Origin of the sequence: Paraburkholderia gardini (assembly GCF_907164545.1) — a bacterium.
GTDB classification, from domain to species: domain Bacteria; phylum Pseudomonadota; class Gammaproteobacteria; order Burkholderiales; family Burkholderiaceae; genus Paraburkholderia; species Paraburkholderia gardini.
In genome coordinates, this window is the sequence record NZ_CAJQZB010000007.1 from 142,770 (window position 1) to 158,680 (window position 15,911).

General features: G+C 64.3%; 13 protein-coding genes. 10 read left to right on the forward strand and 3 right to left on the reverse strand.

Features of this window, described 5'->3' with window-relative positions:
• Nucleotides 1-5 precede the first annotated feature (5 nt).
• Nucleotides 6-2,525 carry a DUF6600 domain-containing protein gene (locus LPA37_RS07920; protein ID WP_228975638.1) on the forward strand — a complete coding sequence of 840 codons (2,520 nt, stop codon included), beginning with the start codon at nt 6-8 and terminating at the stop codon, nt 2,523-2,525.
• Nucleotides 2,526-2,632: 107 nt separating this feature from the next.
• On the opposite strand, the gene LPA37_RS07925 is transcribed toward LPA37_RS07920, so the two are convergent.
• Both LPA37_RS07925 and LPA37_RS07930 read right to left on the reverse strand, forming a co-directional pair.
• A complete protein-coding gene (locus LPA37_RS07925) occupies nt 2,633-3,604 on the reverse strand; it encodes a thymidylate synthase (RefSeq protein ID WP_228975639.1) in 972 nt (323 codons plus the stop codon).
• A gap of 178 nt (nt 3,605-3,782) precedes the next feature.
• The gene (locus tag LPA37_RS07930; protein WP_228975642.1) at nt 3,783-5,180 is read right to left on the reverse strand and encodes a sigma-54 dependent transcriptional regulator; all 1,398 of its coding nucleotides are present in this window, start codon (nt 5,178-5,180) and stop codon (nt 3,783-3,785) included.
• Between the two features lie 540 nt (nt 5,181-5,720).
• On the opposite strand from LPA37_RS07930, the gene LPA37_RS07935 reads away from it, so the two are divergent.
• From LPA37_RS07935 to LPA37_RS07975, 9 genes are all read left to right on the forward strand, one after another.
• Complete coding sequence (locus LPA37_RS07935) at nt 5,721-6,176, forward strand: hypothetical protein (RefSeq protein ID WP_228975644.1); 456 nt, start codon at nt 5,721-5,723, stop codon at nt 6,174-6,176.
• Nucleotides 6,177-6,247: 71 nt separating this feature from the next.
• On the forward strand, nt 6,248-6,754 hold the full coding sequence (locus LPA37_RS07940) for a hypothetical protein (protein WP_228975709.1): 507 nt from the start codon (nt 6,248-6,250) through the stop codon (nt 6,752-6,754).
• Nucleotides 6,755-6,780: 26 nt separating this feature from the next.
• Entirely contained in the window at nt 6,781-7,380 is a 600-nt protein-coding gene (locus LPA37_RS07945) for a hypothetical protein (protein WP_229012206.1), read from the forward strand.
• A gap of 28 nt (nt 7,381-7,408) precedes the next feature.
• Nucleotides 7,409-8,992: a hypothetical protein gene (locus LPA37_RS07950; protein WP_229012199.1), complete on the forward strand. Its 1,584-nt coding sequence runs from the start codon at nt 7,409-7,411 to the stop codon at nt 8,990-8,992.
• Between the two features lie 67 nt (nt 8,993-9,059).
• Nucleotides 9,060-9,782 carry a C39 family peptidase gene (locus LPA37_RS07955; RefSeq protein WP_407672500.1) on the forward strand — a complete coding sequence of 241 codons (723 nt, stop codon included), beginning with the start codon at nt 9,060-9,062 and terminating at the stop codon, nt 9,780-9,782.
• Between the two features lie 7 nt (nt 9,783-9,789).
• The gene (locus LPA37_RS07960) at nt 9,790-10,623 is read left to right on the forward strand and encodes a peptidase C39 (protein WP_228975650.1); all 834 of its coding nucleotides are present in this window, start codon (nt 9,790-9,792) and stop codon (nt 10,621-10,623) included.
• A 117-nt stretch (nt 10,624-10,740) separates the two neighbouring features.
• Nucleotides 10,741-12,216, forward strand: a complete 1,476-nt coding sequence (locus tag LPA37_RS07965) for a DUF4813 domain-containing protein (protein ID WP_228975653.1) — start codon at nt 10,741-10,743, stop codon at nt 12,214-12,216.
• A 219-nt stretch (nt 12,217-12,435) separates the two neighbouring features.
• The gene (locus LPA37_RS07970; protein WP_228975712.1) at nt 12,436-13,806 is read left to right on the forward strand and encodes a sigma-54 dependent transcriptional regulator; all 1,371 of its coding nucleotides are present in this window, start codon (nt 12,436-12,438) and stop codon (nt 13,804-13,806) included.
• Nucleotides 13,807-13,917: 111 nt separating this feature from the next.
• On the forward strand, nt 13,918-14,418 hold the full coding sequence (locus tag LPA37_RS07975) for a dihydrofolate reductase (protein WP_228975655.1): 501 nt from the start codon (nt 13,918-13,920) through the stop codon (nt 14,416-14,418).
• A 116-nt stretch (nt 14,419-14,534) separates the two neighbouring features.
• Here the strand turns inward: LPA37_RS07975 and pmbA are convergent, their stop codons facing one another.
• On the reverse strand, nt 14,535-15,911 hold the full coding sequence (pmbA, locus tag LPA37_RS07980) for a metalloprotease PmbA (RefSeq protein ID WP_228975657.1): 1,377 nt from the start codon (nt 15,909-15,911) through the stop codon (nt 14,535-14,537).

Consider the following 15,911-nt stretch of genomic DNA (forward strand, 5'->3'; position numbering starts at 1 on the left):
AACACATGAACACACTCACACCACACCTGCTTGCGCTCCGCCGTATCACGGGTTATCTCCTCCTCGCCGCCGTGCCGTTTTCCCTTGCTGCCCAGGCCGCGTTCGCGCAGGCCGCGCCACCGGACGCCCCGCCCGATGCACAGGCGCCGCAGACGGCCCAGAACGATCCGCCGGGACGCGTCGCGCGCCTGAACTACACCGCGGGCACGGTCACCACCCAGCCCGCCGGTGCAACCGACTGGTCGTACGCGCAGATCAACCGGCCGCTCACCACCGGCGACCAGCTCTGGAACGACAAGGGCGCGCGTTCGGAACTGCATCTCGGCTCGACGGCGGTTCGCCTCGGCGAATCGACGAGCCTCGACGTCCTGAATCTCGATGACAGCAACGCCCAGTTGAAGGTCGCGCAGGGCACGCTGTCGACGCGTGTGCGTTCGTTGCCGGCCGGTTCGACGTATGAGATCGACACGCCGAACCTCGCGCTCGGCGTGAGCGCTGCTGGCGATTACCGCGTCGACGTCGCGCCGGACGGCAGCAGTACGACCGTCACCGTGCGCAGCGGCGCGGCAACCGTGTATGGAGACAACGCACAGGTGCCCGTGCAGGCCGGCCAGCAGGTGACGTTCACCGGTACGAACCTGCAACAGACCGCCGACAACGGCGCGCCGCAGCCTGATGCATTCGATCAGTGGGCATCGAGCCGCGACGCGGCCGAAGACCGCTCGGTATCGGCGCGCTACGTATCGCGCGACATTCCCGGCTATCAGGATCTCGATGCCAACGGCACGTGGCGCGACAATCCGCAATACGGCGAAGTGTGGGTACCGAACGCGGTGCCGACGGGCTGGGCGCCGTATCGCGACGGCCACTGGATCTGGCAGGCGCCGTGGGGCTGGACATGGATCGACGACGCGCCGTGGGGTTTCGCGCCGTATCACTATGGCCGCTGGGCTTATGTCGACAATGCGTGGGCGTGGGCGCCGGGGCCGATCGTCGAAGCAGAGCCGCCGGTGTATGCGCCGGCCCTCGTCGCGTTCGTGGGCGGTGGCGACAGTCATTTCAACTGGGGCGTGAATCTGGCGATCGGCGGTGCGGTGGCAGCCGCCGGCGTCGCATGGTTTCCGCTCGGTCCGGGTGAGCCGTGGCATCCGCGCGGCGGCGACTGGAGCCCGCACTATTACGACCGCGTGAACCGGACGGTGGTGGTGAACAATGACAACCGCCAGATGAACGTGACGAACATCAACGTCCACAACACGTATGTCAACTATCGCGCGCCCGGCGGCGTGACCGCCGTCCCGGCGACCGCGTTCGTCCATGGTCAGCCGGTGGGACGTTATGCGCAGAAGGTCGATCCGCGTCAGTGGCGAAATGCGCGGATCAATCCGGGCACCCCGGGCATCGCACCGGTTCGCGAGAGCTTCAACCCCGGCATGCGTAACGCGAACTCCAGGCCGCCTTCGAACGTGACGCAACGGCCCGTCATCGCAACCCGTAGTCCGGTCATGCCGGCGGTGTATCACGACAACCTCGCACAACGTTTCGCGCGAAGCGGCGGACGCGTGCCGAACGCGGGAAATCCGGTGGTGCGCACTTCCGTACCGGCGCATCTGGGCAACCGGCCGCGGCAGGCTGGCTCGGACGCGCCGGCGCAGAACGTGCGTGTGGTACAGGCGCATGGTCCGGGCGCGACGCCAGCGCGCGGTGAAGGTCAAGTGGCGCAGCGTCCGGGTACGGCGCCTCAACGTCCCGGTGCAGTTGCGCGGGCGCCGGGCGCGGCCCCGCAACACCCGGGTCAGCCTCCGCAAATGGCTAACGCACATCCGCAGCCGGCAAACGGCGTGCCGCGTCCGCCACAGGTCTGGGGCAATGTTCCGAACGGGGGGCAACCGCATCCGCAACCAGAAGCAGCGGCCGGTCAGCCACGCCAGCAGCCGGCATGGACGCAGCCTCATGCGCCGATGGCGCAGCAGGCCCCGCGTCCGCAGCAGCCGGGCAGTCCGATGCAGGGCCATCCGGCGCAGACAGATCGCGGCGCGCCACAACCGCCGAATCATGCGGAGAATCCGGCCGTCGCCCAGCAGCCGCGTCAGGAATTCCATCCGCAGGCGCAGCCGCCGCAAGCGCAGCAGATGCATCAACCGCAACAGGCGCAATCAATGCCGCATCCGCAGCCCGCACCTCAACAGGCCGCACAGGCGCCACACACGCCGGAAATGCACGCGCAGCAACAGCCCCGGCCACAGCCGGCACCTCAACCCGTGCAGCAGCCGCCTCGCGAGGCGTTTCATCCGCAGCCGCAACCACGGCAACAGGCCCAGCAGCCGCGGCCAGAACCGCGTCCGCAGCCGCAACCCCAGCCGCGCCCGGAATTTCATCCGCAACAGGCGCAGCAGCCGCGTCCACAACCAGCGCCCCAGCCTCATCCGCAACCGCCGCCGCAGGTCCAGCAGCCGCATGCGCAACCACACCCGGACCAGCACGCCACGGGCGGAGGCGAACATCAGGAACATCAGAGAGGTTGAAACGTTTTTCGTCAACGTCGACTCCATGAAAAAACCCGCATCGGCTCACGCAGCGATGCGGGTTTTTCGTCATGCCCAGCCGGCACGACGTGAAACGGAACAAGAGACTACACGGCCATCGGCGCCGTCAGCGGCTCGTGATGACGGTAGCCGACCAGCGAGAAATCCGACGGCTCGATCTTCTCGAGCCATTCCGGCTCATAGACGCCCGTCTGCGCATACGCCGGCACGCGCTCACTGATCGCGAACGAAGGGCTGTCGAACGGCTCGCGCCTGAGCTGCTGCTGCAGCATGTCGAGCTGGTTTTCGTAGATGTGCGCGTCGCCGATGAAATACGTGAACCAGCGCGGCGTGTAGCCCGTCAGCCGTCCGACCAGATGCAGCAGCGCGGCGCCTTCGGTCAGATTGAACGGCGTACCGAGCCCGACGTCGTTACTGCGGATATACAGGCAGAGTGAAATTTCGCGCTTCGTCGCGTTCGGCAGAAACTGGTACAGCAAATGGCACGCAGGCAGCGCGATTTCGTCGAGCACCGCCGGGTTCCATCCGTGAAACAGGATTCGACGGTCCGACGGGTTGCGCATGATCGTGTCGAGACACTGGCGCAACTGGTCGACCGCCTTGTAGAGCAGCACTTTCTGGCTGCCGCCTTCATCGAATGACGTGACGATACTGAAGCCACGCGAGGTCGCATCCGCGATCCGTGCGGTGGCGCCTGCGTCCAGCACCTTGTAGGCCGGCCACTTGCGCCACTGCACCCCGTACACGTCGCCGAGGTCGTCCGGGCCTTCGCGATACGGGTTCGCGAGCCATTGCGGATTGTCGTTGGCGTTCGCGTCCCAGACCTTGCAGCCGAGCGCGCGGAACTCCGCCGCGCTGCGCGACGCGCGCAGGAAGCCCACCAGTTCGCCCACGGCGGACCTGAACGCCAGTTTCTTCGTGGTGACAGCCGGGAAACCCTGCTGCAGATCGAAGCGCATCATCGCGCCGGGCATGCTGATCGTGCGAATGCCCGTGCGGTTTTCCTGCCACGTGCCGGTATCGAGAATCTGGCGGACGAGGTCGAGGTATTGTTTCATTCGGGTTCCTTCGGCCGGGCGCGGACGCACCCGTTTTTGGCAGCAGAGAATCCCTGATTCTAGCAAGCGCGGCGGACTCCCGTCCGGCCGCGCTGTTTTACTGTCGATCGAGGGGGTCGCGGCGCATGCCGGCGAACTTCCCGATGAGGATGAGGGTGAACGAAGCGCCCGATGCGCTTCAGAGATGCGGGATGGTGGCGGGCAGATCCGCATGCACGGCGATCGGATCGCCATCGATATGTCGCATGCCATGCGAGCACAGCAGCCGGTACAGCGTCACGCGTGAAATGCCGAGTTCCTGCGCCGCGTCGCCGAGGCGCCCGCGATGACGCAGCAGCGCCAGCTCGATGGCCTGACGCTCGGCCGCTTCACGCGCCTGCGCAAGCGAAACCGGCACGATCTCCACGTAATCCGCGAGCTCGAGGTCGCGTGCGGTAATCGCACGCCCCTCGGACATCACGATTGCCCGGCGCACGCGGTTGATCAGCTCGCGCACGTTGCCCGGCCAGCTGTAGTTATGCAGCGCCGCGATCGCATCCGGCGAAAACCCGCGCAGACGGCGGCTCGCATCCTTCCTGAAGCGTTCGAGCATGTGACGCGCGAGCAGTTCGATGTCCTTGCCACGCGCGCGCAGCGGCGGCTCGTCGATCTGCAGCACGCACAGACGGTGATACAGATCGGCACGAAACCGCCCTTCGATCATCGCCGTATGCATGTCGACGTGCGTGGCCGAAATGATCCGGACGTCGACAGACGTCGACGCGTGGCCGCCCAGCCGTTCGACCTTCCCTTCCTGCAGGAAACGCAGCAGGCTGGCCTGGCTTTCCATCGGCAGATCGCCGATTTCATCGAGGAACAGCGTGCCGCCGTTCGCCGACTCGACGCGGCCGATCTTGCGCTGGTTCGCGCCGGTAAAGGCACCGCGCTCATAGCCAAACAGTTCGGATTGCAACAGATGCGGCGGGATCGCGCCGCAGTTGATCGGCACGAACGGCGCGGCGCGACGGCCCGAGCGTTCGTGAATCGCCACCGCCGTCAGTTCCTTGCCCGTGCCGGATTCGCCGGAGATAAACACCGGCGCGTCGGTCATCGCAACCTTGCGGATCGAGCGGAAGAGCGCGAGCATCGCGTCGCACGAACCGACCATTTCACCTTCGGTGCCAGCGGTGGACGTGGCATCGTTCGAGGCGGGTTCGCCAAGCGAAATCATTCCGTAAGCGTGACCGACGGAATCGACGATGCGATCGCCCGCATACGGGACCGTTACGTAATCGAAACAGTAGTCACGCACCAGACGACGCAGTGCTGCATCCTGCAACTGGCCTGGCGTGGTGGCGGCTACCCAGCCGACATTGGGCATCGTCAGGCACGACTCGAACCCGACGATTTCATGCGGCTGAAAACGGCTCGACAGGTCGAGCAGGCCGCCGGCTGCCGTACCGGCACGCACAGCGCGACGAACGTCCCGCGCCGAATTGACCACTTCCACATGCCAGCCGCGCTCGTGAAAGCGCGAATTCAGGTCCGCGCTTGGATCGCGAGTCACGTAAATCAATTGCCGCGGTGCGGATTCCATTATTCAGATCCTCTCGTCAACGAACGTTAAGGATGACGGCACGTACCTGAACAGTTGTTTTCAGACACGCCGGCTCACGTCGGGATTTCGCGTTGGCAAAAAACCGAACGGCCATTCCATTCCGTGCGGACAGCGGATCCCCGAAAAGCGGCGTGTGTGTATTGAGACGTCCCTGGTCCGGACATTTTTAAAATGTGCTGCTGTTTTCCAGAGCTTACTATACGCGCGCCGCCCGGGAAAACATTTATGCAAATTAAATATCTCTTCCTCCACAGGTAAGGCTGAGCGGGCGATTCGGGTTGTCTGCATCCTGTTAATAAACCGATTCCATCACACGATTAAACGTTTTCACTCCGTTTCACGTCCCGCCGCTGCTTTCCGGAATCTCCGGTATTTTCTGCCACTCGTTTCAGACCTGAAACATTTTCAGTCGTTTTCTTAATCCATCCATCACGCCAATTAGAAGCTGCCCAGTCCCATCAATGGATTGCGGCAGATGGCACACGTTTCGCTAAATGTCCTGCACCAAGGAGACACACCATGCGACCTGTTTTCCGCATCGACATGAAGTTGTCCACGCTGGGCGCCGCAATCTGCGTCTTGCTGGCCTCGACGGCGCTGCCTGTCGACGCCATTGCCCAGGTGGTTGCTCCCGCATCAGACAGCAGTAGACCTGCCGTTGCATCCGTAACGCCCGTAGTGCTCGCCAGTCTGGACGACAACGCGACGGACACATCGTCGGTCGCCGCACAGACGTCTGCCGATTCCACCGGGGCCGCGGACGTCGCCGCGTCGAACGGCATGGTGCTCGACGACCAGATGCTGTCGCGGCAGCGCGGCGGCGCGGTCGGCATGGTGATGGTGGCGGCGACGCCGCAGATGCGGGGCGGGTCGGTGACGCTGTGGGACGAGATTGCACCGCCCACGCCGCTGCCGGTTCCGGTGGATGCGGCCCGCGCGGCGCAAGGCAACGTGGCGAGCTTCACAAGACAGTAACGCGAATGAACAACGAACACGATCGCCGCTGCCCGGCACCGGCACTTCGGTTCGCTATCGGGGACCCTGACATGACCGCTTCAACCCAGACCACGCGTGCCCGCCGGCCATCCGCGCCGCGCCTTGCAGCCCTGCTGCTCGGCGCCCTGGCCGCCGGTGCCGCGACGCTCGCGAGCGCCGAGCAGGCCGTCAATCCCGGCGACATCATCGTCGAACGTCAGATCACCCCGCGCATCGCCTACGACAACGTGCCGAAGAGCGAGGACCCGGTACTGGTGCGCGCCACGACGTTCCCGGCCAGCAGCTTCAATCCGATGATGGCGACGATGGTCTCCGACGCGGACCTGACGAGCGCGCACGGCTCGACCGGACTGGCCGACGGCAGCGTCGGCGCAGCCGGCCTGCAGGCGGTCACACGCATCCTCAGCGGCAACGCCACCGGCAATAACATCGCGCTGAACAGCGGCAACATCGGCGCGCCGGCGGCGGGTATCGGCGGCACGATTTCCTCATCGGTATCGGGCGCGCTGGCGCCGCTGTCGACCGCCCTCGGCGGTGCGCTGGGAGGCCTGAAATGAGCCGCCTTCCGAACCGCACCCCCGGCATGCGCCGTTCGATCGCCGCGTGCGCGGTACTCGGCGCACTGCTCGTGCCGGTCGCCCATGCGCAGTCCGTCCCGCGCGTCACCGCCGATGCGACGATCGCGAACGGCGCCGCGACCAGCGTGCACGGTGCGATCGCGATGAACGAAACAGCCGGCCTCGACAACGCCCAGGCCAACCAGTTGACGATCACGACAGGCGGCGCGGTGGCGAACGACAACTTCAGCGCCCAGAGCTCGACGGTCGCCGCGAAGGTCAAGGCCGCGCGCGCTTCCATCGAAGGTAATGCATTTTCCAGTACGTCCGGAGCGGTGATGTTGAACCAGTCTGCGGGCGCGGGAAATCTCCAGCAAAACAGTGTGCAGCTTGGCACTGCGGTGCTCGGAGTCGAGACCGTTCCGGATGGGGTGCTATCCGCGACGGCCGCGAAAAACGGTGGTTCGGGTCAATCCATCGGGGTTCAGGGCGTCAGGGAAGCCAGCATTTCCAATGAGGCTTTCAAGAACGTCAGCGGGATCGTCCAGATCAACCAGGCTGCAGGAGCCGGTAATGCAACGGCAAACAGTTTTGTGCTCCGTCCCCCGGCGGGCACTCTTTTCTAAATAGCCACACTCGTATCGGAGCGAAAAAATGAAACGCACAATTATTGCAGCGGCAGTGTTTGCGGCAGCTTCGGGTTCCGCCTTCGCATCGCCGCAGAACCCCTACCTGTTCAACGCCACCATGGTCGGCGAACAGGTCGGCATCGAAGGCTGGGTCACGCTGTTCGGCTGCGTGAACGTGTCCAGCACCGCCGGCGCCGTCGTGAACAACACCCAGAACACCAGCGTCTTTGCATCGCTCGATCCACAGGCACAGAGCTATATAAAGGGCGCCGTCACGACGAGCTATAACAACCGTTCAAGCGGCGTTGTCGGCACGGGCACGAACACCTCGTACGACAACAAGTCGTTCACGGCAAACGAAGCCTCGTTGCACGGCTACACAACGACCACGACGAACGCATCGAACTCGACGACGACGAAGAGTTCGGCCAGCAACTACGCGTACGGCAACACGGCGAGCGCGGGGGAAGCGAGCCAGGCACATAGCGCGAACGACAACGGCTGGTCCAGCAACAGCGCCTCGGCAAGCGACACGTCGAAGACGCACACGAATAATTCTTCGTCGCAGAATGCGAGCTCCAACTACGCGAATGGCAACCATAGCCAGGCGGCGGCAGGCACGGCTTCGGCAGGTATCGCCACCTCGAGCGGCGGCAACATCTTCAATGGCCACGCTGGCGTCTCGGTTTCGGGTTCGGAAAGCACCGCGTCGAACTACAAGAGCAATCACAACAACGGCGGTTCGTCGACGTCCTCGCACGGCTCGAACTCGGAAGACACGTCGAACTCGACGAAGAGCGCCGATGCAAACCACGCTTCGTATGGCGACGCATCCCAAAGCTGGGCGGCAACGGCATCGAACAGCGGCTCGGGCAACAAGTCGAAGGGCTCCACGTCGACTTACGCTCATAACGACTCGTCCACGCATGCGACGGGAAGCGCAAGCTCCTCTTCGTACAGCAAGTCGTCGCAGGCATCGCGCTCTTCGGGCTACAGCGTGAACGACACGCTGGCAACCACCGACGTGAAGACGACCGGCTCCGTCACGCAGGTCTATGACACGCGCGTCGCCGGCACGCTGAACGCCACCACGGGTGCGGGTGCGGGCTCGGGTGTATCGGGCAACCTCGGTATCAACATCGCGGAAGGTATCGACAACGCCCAGAGCAACGACACGTCGCTCGCTTCGGTCGACATCGGTAACGTGTTCGGCAATGCGCAGGTCTTCAACGTGCAGTCGTCTTCCGGCCACGCGAAGATCAACAACTTCAACCTGAACGCTTCGATCGGCGATAACTCGCTGCAACACGTGTCGGGCAACGTTGGTGTGAACGTCGCGTCCGGTATCGGCAATGCGCAGAACAACAGCCTTGCCGGCGCGGTCACGACGACATCGCCAGGCAAGGCGCAGACGACGGCCATGGTCGCCACGGACAACAACTCGCAAAGCGCGTCAATGGCGGTGCAGGGTCAGTTCCAGGGTACGGCAATGCTCGGCGCCGGCGCACTGGCGGGCTCAACCGGCAACATCGGCGTGAACATCGCCGGTGGCGCCGGCAACCTGCAGCACAACGGTCTGGCGATCGCCGCCCTCAACAGCGGTCACTGATCGAATCACAGTGGGGAACGCGCCGGCCGCCACGGAAGCGGCCGGCGTGAATCAGCAGGAGACCAGCATGTCCGGGCTTGTCCCACCTCTCGTGTCGCGGCGCGTCGTCAGGCTCGCCGCAGCGCTGGCAAGTTGCACGATGTGTGCGGCAGGCCACGCACAGGCTGTCATCGATACGTCTACCCTGATGGGCGTCCCGCTTCATAAAACGGTGCGCTCGATGAAGGACATTCGTTACGGCCACATCGTCAGCCAGCAGTTCGATTACAGCTGCGGTGCAGCTGCGCTCGCCACACTCCTCAAGTACGGCTACGGCATCGACATCCCCGAGACGGAACTGATCCGCCGCATGATGGTGTTTTCAACGCCCGACGTCGTCGTGAAGAATGGTTTTTCGATGCTCGACATGAAGAAGTTCGTCGAGACGATCGGGCTGCGCGGCAGAGGTTATCGGGTCAATGTCGACGCGTTGTATCACCTGCAGATCCCCGTCATGGTTCTGATGAATATCGGAGGGTATGAGCATTTCGTGATCGTCAAGCATGCGCAGGACGGCCGCATTTTCATCGCGGATCCTGCCCTTGGCAATCGCATTGTGCTCGAAGAGGACTTCGCGAAGACCTGGAACGGTCTCGTGTTCGCTGTCCTCGGAAAACCATTTCTGGAGGATTCACCGCTGTTGCAGGACAACGAGTCGCTGGCCCTGAAGCTGCGCACCAACGCGCTGAACAACGGGACGGCGGCGACTCCTTTTGTCGAATTTGGCTTGACCAAGGCAGACCTGTTCTGACCCGACCATGAAGCTTACATTCACCCGGTTCGGCTTCGCGTTGTGCGCATCGACATGCGTCTTCGCAAGTGGGGCTTTTGCCGCCGACGGAACAGGCACTTCACCGGTTCCCGGTTTTCTGTCGACGCGCGATGTTGCCCCTCAGCAACTCAAGTGGCAAATGGTGGACGACGACGTACTCGAGCATCAGACCGGCAAATTCGCCGGTGCCCCGATGATCTCCGGGTTCGTGCTGAGTGTCCTTTCCCAATGGCAGTTGCCCAATGGTGCGGCGGCGATCGCCCAGGGCGCCCTCACCGTCACGAAAAATCTGACTAACCAGATCAACGCGCAGGTGAACACGATGACGAAAGTCATCGAGCAGAACGCGACCAACGCCGCCAACAGCGGCGCCAGTCCGAACGCAACGACCAGCGGCGGACAGGGCGTCTCGGTGAACGGCGTATCGCAGGTCACGCAGGTGGCGGGTGACCACAACATCGGCGTGAACGCGGCAACGATCGATTTCAACAACAACGCTGCACAACTGGCGAACGTACCAGGCGGCACGAATTCGGCGACGTCGAACGCATCGAACGCTTCCGGCACGATCAAGGCTGGCATCGCGTTCGGCACGGGCGGCGTCACCGTCGCACTGCAGACGCCGGCCGGCATCGCGACGCAAACCATCGTCCCGAGCACCGCGCAGCAGGTCAGTTCGATCGCGCAGATGCTACAGATCGCGGGGAATAACCAGCAGGTCGGGAACCAGTTGATGTTGCACCTGCAGACGCAACAGATGACACCGGCAATGCTGCAACAGATCGGCGTCCTGCAGGCTCTGCAGAACTCGAGGAGATAAGGCGGGCCGCCACCCGTGACCTGAGACCGCAGTAAAAAGAGACGCAGGCAGTACCAACGGCAACGCGTTGCGACAAGGAGACCCGCGGCGCGCGGCTGTTTTCCCGGGGGAACAAGAATGAAGAACGATTCAGGAACCAGGGCGCCGCGCAGCGCACTGGCGGCCATTCCAGTCGCGGTGATGCTGTTCGCGCTTTCACAGGGGGCGAGTGCGCAGGCGCTTGCGGGCCAGTCGGTGGACGAACGGCTCAACACACTGATGCGCGTCGTCGACGAACAGCAAAGGCAGATTCACTCGCTGGAGCGGCAGGTCACGAACCTCGAGATGGCGCAGCGCGGACGCGGCGCGCCGGGTTATGGCGGCCCCGCCGGCTCGGAAGCGGTCGCAGAGCAGCCCGGCGCGGACGGCCTGCCCGTGCCGCTTCCGCCGCTCGCCCAGGTCAGCCCGGGGGCACCGGCGCCGGGCGGTTCGACAGGTACGGCGACCGGCGTGCCGGTCAACCCGCCCTCGCCCAGTAACGGCGCGCCGGGCGTGCCCGCGGGTGCCACGCCGGCCACGGCCGGCACGTCGGGACCGGCCGGCTCCGCCGGCACGGACGGCACGGTCGGCCAGACCCAGAAAGCGGCCGAACCCGTCCGTACCCAGGCCGAGGAAGCCGTCGTACAGCGCGAACACGCACCGCTCTTCGACCACAAGCTGACGCTCGACTGGGGTATCAGCGATACCTATTACGACCGCCGCCAGCTGCAACTGTCCGGGTTCCTCGCGCTCGACGCGATTTTCCTCGGCAACATCAACCTCGGTCAGACGAAGTCGCACCAGGTGATGGCCGACCTCGACACGCGCTACGGTCTCACGGACCGCATGAGCGTCGATGTCGACGTGCCGTACATCTATCGTCACAGCGACTTCATCGTGGGCGGCGCAGGCGGCGCGGCCAATTCCCTGTCGGACGCGTCGGTCAATTCCAGTGCGATCGGCGACGTCAACTTCGGGATCTATTACCAGTTCCTGAAGGAAACCAACAACCTGCCCGACGTGGTCGGCAGCCTGCGCGTCAAGGCGCCGACCGGCACGTCGCCGTTCGGCATCAAGGTCGTCCAGCTCACGCCCGACAACACGAATCTGGTCGCGCCGAGCAAGCTGCCCACCGGCACGGGTTTCTGGAACATCACGGCGGGTATGTCGGTATTGAAAACCTATGACCCGGTCGTGCTGTTCGGCAGTGTGTCCTATACCTACAACATCGCCCGTTCGTTTGCGGATATCTCGTCGGTGGCCGGCCAGACACAGCCCGCAACCGTGAAGCTCGGCGACATCGTGCAGTTCGGCGGCGGCGTCGCGCTGGCGTTCTCGGACAAGGATTCCGCAAGCATCTCCTACACGATGGCTATTGAACCGTCATCGAAGACGAAGTCGCCGGGCGGCGGCTACGTCAGTGTGCCGGGCAGCGAAACCACCGCGTCGGTACTGAATTTTGGCTTGAATCACGTAGTGAACAAGCACCTGACGATCAACGGCGTGGTGTCGGTGGGCCTGACGCCCGACGCACCGAATTTCGTCGTCGGCATGCGGTTCCCCTACACTTTCTGACGTGCCACCGATACGAGGTCGATCGTGCGCGAATCACCCCATCTGACTACCGTCACTCCGCTCGCTGGCGCGGGCTCGCGGCTTTCGCTCGCCCGCAGCAAGGAAACCGTCGCGCAGCGCGAGCAGAAGACGGAGCAACGCCTCTCGCTCGCCCGTGAGTCGGGTCCAGGGATCGATGCGGGCGAACGCGCCGGACATCCCGACACCGAGGCCGCGCGCATGTTGCTGTACGTCGCGCGGGTACCCGACGAGACGCTCGCCGCCCACCTGCGAAGCCGAGGCTGGACCGTCGTGGTCGCACGCTCGGCGCATGAACTCAGCCGGCTCCTGAAGCCGGATCTGGCGTGTGCCGGCATCGTCGATCTGACGAGCTTCGTGCCGCGCGACCTGGCGGGCCTCGAAGCGAGCCTGCGCCAGCAGCAGGTCGGCTGGATCGCGCTCGCGACGGATGAGCGCCTCACCGATCCTGAAACGCGGCGCCTGATCCGCCATTACTGCTTCGACTACGTGAAAACGCCCGTCGCGAGCGCGACGATCGATTACCTCGTGGGCCACGCGTTCGGCATGGTCTCGCTGTGCGATCCCGACCTCGCCGCGAGCGCCGCCGTAACCGGCGACGAAGAAATGGTCGGCACGTGCGAGGCGATGCAGCAACTTTTTCGCACGATCCGCAAGGTCGCCAACACGGACGCGAGCGTGTTCATCTCCGGCGAATCGGGCACGGGCAAGGAACTGACCGCGCTCGCGATTCACGAACGTTCGCCACGCCGCAAGGCGCCGTTTGTCGCGATCAACTGCGGCTCGATTCCGCATCACTTGCTGCAATCCGAACTGTTCGGCTATGAGCGCGGCGCCTTTACCGGCGCGAACCAGCGCAAGATCGGCCGCGTCGAGGCGGCGGACGGCGGCACGCTGCTGCTCGACGAAATCGGTGATCTGCCGATGGAAAGCCAGGCGAGCCTGCTGCGTTTCCTGCAGGAAGGCAAGATCGAGCGGCTGGGCGGCCGCGAATCGATCACGGTCGACGTGCGCATCATTTCCGCGACCCACATCGACCTCGAACTCGCGATGCGCGACGGACGCTTTCGCGCCGACCTGTTTCACCGTCTGTGCGTGCTGCGCGTCGACGAACCGCCGCTGCGCGCACGTGGCAAGGATATCGAAATCATCGCGCATCACGTCCTGCACAAGTTCAAGACCGACAGCGCGCGGAAGATTCGCGGCTTCACGCCCTCGGCGATCGAGGCGATGTACAACTACAACTGGCCCGGCAACGTGCGCGAGCTGATCAACCGGATCCGGCGCGCGATCGTGATGGCCGAGAACAAGCTGATCTCCGCCGACGACCTCGATCTCGCGCACTTCACCGAGCAGCAGACGATGAGCCTCTCGCAGGCCCGCGAAGCCGCGGAAAAACGGGCGATCGAATCGGCGCTGCTGCGCCATCGTCATCGTTTGAACGAAGCGGCGGCCGACCTCGGCATTTCGCGCGTCACGCTGTACCGGTTGATGGGCGCACACGGTCTGCGCGAATGTATCGCGCCGGAGGACAAGGCGGGCCTGCACGGCGACAGCGAGCATCCGGAGTGAGCGCGGCGCGTTCCCCACGCAGCGGACATTGCACGCAAGCGGCCGGTTCCGCGAAAAGAGGCGATGCGCCCGTCAGGTAGAATCAGGACGATTATGTTCACTGACTACTCGATGACGACGCTGACCCTGATCGTCGCTCGCGCCCGCAACGGCGTGATCGGCCGCGACAACCAGTTGCCCTGGCGCCTGCCCGAAGACCTCGCCTTCTTCAAGCGCACGACGATGGGCGCGCCCATCATCATGGGCCGCAAGACCCACGAATCGATCGGTCGCGCGCTGCCGGGACGACGCAATATCGTCGTCACGCACGATGCCACCCGGCGCTTCAACGGCTGCGACACGGTCACGAGTCTCGACGAAGCACTCGCGCTCGCCCAGCAGGATCAGGCGCCCGAAGCATTCCTGATCGGCGGCGCACAGCTTTATCACGAAGGTTTTCACCACGCCGACAAGCTCGTGATGACCGAGATTTCCGCCGACTTCGAAGGCGATGCGACGTTTCCCGCGCCGGACCCTGGGCACTGGGACGAAGTTGCACGCGAGACGCATCGCGCGCATGCGCCGAACGAATTCGACTACGCGTTCGTGACGTATCAGCGCCGGCACGACTGAATCTTCGTGACTGCACGTCGCGCCTTTTGACGGGCGCATGAAAAAACGCCACGGCTGGATTGCGCCGTGGCGTTTTTTTGTGCAGACGGCATGCGTCTCTTCATGCTGACGAGCGCTTACTGCCCGGCAATCGTCATCCGCTCGATCAGCACCGAGCCGGTCTGCTTGGTGCCGCGCACGATCGTATCCGCGCCGATCGCGACGATATGACGGAACATTTCCTGCAATGTGCCCGCGACGGTGATTTCCTCGACCGGGTACTGGATCTTGCCGTTCTCCACCCAGAAGCCCGACGCGCCGCGCGAATAGTCGCCCGTCACGTAGTTGACGCCCTGTCCCATCAGTTCCGTCAGCAGCAGACCCGTGCCGAGCTTCTTCAACATCGCCTCGAAGTCGTCCTCCGGCCGCGTGCTCGAACTGAGCAGCGACAGGTTGTGCGAGCCGCCGGCGTTGCCGGTCGTCTTCATGCCGAGCTTGCGCGCCGAATACGTCGACAGGAAGTAGCCTTCGACCACGCCGTCCTTCACCACCGAACGGCGCTGCGTGCGCACGCCTTCTTCGTCGAACGGCGCGCTGCCCATCGCCCGCGGCGTGTGCGGATCCTCGACCACCTGAACGTGCGGCGCGAACACCGGCTTGCCGAGACTGTCGACGAGAAACGTTGTCTTGCGATACAGCGCGCCACCGCTCGTGGCCTGCACGAACGCGCCGAGCAGGCCCGCGGCAAGCGGTGCCTCGAACAGCACCGGCACCTTGCGCGTGTCGAGACCGCGCGCGCCCGTGCGCGCAAGCGCGCGATGCGCGGCGTAACGGCCGACGGCTTCCGGATCGGCCAGATCGCCGGCGCTGCGCTTCGACGTGTACCAGTCGTCGCGCTGCATGTTGCGCCCGCTGCCGGCGATCGGCGCGCACGCCACGTAATGCCGCGAATACGGGTAGCCGCCGAGAAAACCGCGCGAGGTGGCGAGCACGAACTGCGAATGCTGTGCGGAGACGCTCGCGCCTTCCGAATTGCGGATCTGCGGGCTGACGGCAAACGCGGCGTCTTCCGCGCGACGGGCGATTTCGACCGCTTCGTCGGCGGACAGATTCCACGGGTGATACAGATCGAGATCCTGCGGGCTGGTTTCCAGCAGTTCCTTTTCGGCGAGACCGGCGCAGTCGTCTTCCGCCGTGAAACGCGCGATGTTGTATGCGGCCGCAACGGTGTCCTTCAGCGCCTGGGATGAAAAATCCGACGTGCTCGCGTTGCCGCGCTTGTTGCCGATAAAGACCGTCACGCCGACCATCTTGTCGCGGTTGTGCTCGATCGTTTCGACTTCGCCGCGCCGCACCGAGACCGACAGACCGTCGCCCTCGGAGATTTCAGTGGCCGCGTCGCTGCCGCCGATCGCCTTCGCGTGGCGCAGGATGTCTTCGGCGATCTGCTTCAGTTCGTCCTGCGTGTGCGGGAAAAAGCGCTGTTTAACGTCCATGTCGGTGTCTGCTGCCAT

What these genes read in the sequence shown, in the direction of transcription:
- LPA37_RS07925 (WP_228975639.1), bottom strand. Translation starts at nt 3,604, where the DNA reads ATGAAACAATACCTCGACCTCGTCCGCCAGATTCTCGATACCGGCACG.
- LPA37_RS07935 (WP_228975644.1), top strand. Translation starts at nt 5,721, where the DNA reads ATGCGACCTGTTTTCCGCATCGACATGAAGTTGTCCACGCTGGGCGCC.
- LPA37_RS07945 (WP_229012206.1), top strand. Translation starts at nt 6,781, where the DNA reads ATGCGCCGTTCGATCGCCGCGTGCGCGGTACTCGGCGCACTGCTCGTG.
- LPA37_RS07975 (WP_228975655.1), top strand. Translation starts at nt 13,918, where the DNA reads ATGACGACGCTGACCCTGATCGTCGCTCGCGCCCGCAACGGCGTGATC.
- pmbA (WP_228975657.1), bottom strand. Translation starts at nt 15,911, where the DNA reads ATGGCAGCAGACACCGACATGGACGTTAAACAGCGCTTTTTCCCGCAC.
- LPA37_RS07970 (WP_228975712.1), top strand. Translation starts at nt 12,436, where the DNA reads ATGTTGCTGTACGTCGCGCGGGTACCCGACGAGACGCTCGCCGCCCAC.
- LPA37_RS07965 (WP_228975653.1), top strand. Translation starts at nt 10,741, where the DNA reads ATGAAGAACGATTCAGGAACCAGGGCGCCGCGCAGCGCACTGGCGGCC.
- LPA37_RS07920 (WP_228975638.1), top strand. Translation starts at nt 6, where the DNA reads ATGAACACACTCACACCACACCTGCTTGCGCTCCGCCGTATCACGGGT.
- LPA37_RS07940 (WP_228975709.1), top strand. Translation starts at nt 6,248, where the DNA reads ATGACCGCTTCAACCCAGACCACGCGTGCCCGCCGGCCATCCGCGCCG.
- LPA37_RS07930 (WP_228975642.1), bottom strand. Translation starts at nt 5,180, where the DNA reads ATGGAATCCGCACCGCGGCAATTGATTTACGTGACTCGCGATCCAAGC.
- LPA37_RS07950 (WP_229012199.1), top strand. Translation starts at nt 7,409, where the DNA reads ATGAAACGCACAATTATTGCAGCGGCAGTGTTTGCGGCAGCTTCGGGT.
- LPA37_RS07960 (WP_228975650.1), top strand. Translation starts at nt 9,790, where the DNA reads ATGAAGCTTACATTCACCCGGTTCGGCTTCGCGTTGTGCGCATCGACA.
- LPA37_RS07955 (WP_407672500.1), top strand. Translation starts at nt 9,060, where the DNA reads ATGTCCGGGCTTGTCCCACCTCTCGTGTCGCGGCGCGTCGTCAGGCTC.